This is a genomic window from Streptococcus sp. GMD1S (assembly GCF_000296875.1).
GTDB lineage: Bacteria > Bacillota > Bacilli > Lactobacillales > Streptococcaceae > Streptococcus.
The window spans coordinates 1-850 of record NZ_AJQY01000389.1; the positions used below are offsets into that span (position 1 = coordinate 1).

Sequence of the window (850 nt, forward strand, 5' to 3'; positions counted from 1 at the left end):
AATAGCATAGAAAAACTCTTCAGTTTTTTCCTGAGGAACGAGAAAGTCTGCAATCTCCATTCCTCGGTCCATCAAATCATCTAAAGTCATTGTGATTTTCAGTGTTGTATCACTAATTTGTTTCATCTTCATATCTAGTAACCTCATACTTTCAGTCTATCTATTATACTAGATTTTTACGATTTTATCAAAAGAATGAAGCGAGAATGTGATATAATACTAGATATGATTTTAGATTTAAGAAAGAAAGTTCAATGAAAAATATAAAAGTAAATGCCTTGGCCAGCTTGCTGGTCAATATTCTCAATATCGTTTTTCCACTGATAACCAATCCTTATCTGACGCGGATTCTCAGCAAATCCAACTACGGTTATTTCAATACAGCTAATACCTGGGCAAGTTTCGTTATTCCACTAGCTGCCTTTGGAATATACAACTACGGGATTCGAGCTATTAGTAAGGTCAAGGATGACAAGAATAAAATCAACTACGTCTTTTCTAAGTTGTTTTATATCTCGGTTTTCACCTCTCTCCTGACGACAGGTATCTACTTCCTCATTATCTTCTTTGACACCAGCATTGAGAATCTGAAAGTCCTGTACTACATCCTAGGGGCCCAAGCACTCTTCCAATTTCTCAATATCGAATGGATGAACGAGGCTTATGAAAACTATGCCTTCATCCTCTATAAAACATTAATTATTCGAATTACCATGCTGGTCGCTATCTTCGCCTTTGTTAAAACGGCAGATGATATCGTTCCTTATGCTATCGTTATGACAGCGACCACTATCCTCAACTACCTGCTCAGTTTTCTTTGGATTAAGAGAGAAGTTTCTTTTGTTAAGAT

2 protein-coding genes are annotated in these 850 nt (G+C 36.2%); one reads left to right on the top strand and one right to left on the bottom strand.

Annotated elements, in window-relative coordinates:
- Positions 1-132, bottom strand: a 132-nt coding sequence (locus tag GMD1S_RS10555; RefSeq protein WP_008283137.1) for an adaptor protein MecA, incomplete at its 3' end; no start/stop codon positions are given.
- Between the two features lie 122 nt (positions 133-254).
- Between GMD1S_RS10555 and GMD1S_RS10560 the strand changes: the two genes are divergently transcribed.
- Positions 255-850: oligosaccharide flippase family protein (locus GMD1S_RS10560; RefSeq protein WP_000789705.1), on the top strand; the 596-nt coding region annotated here is incomplete at its 3' end.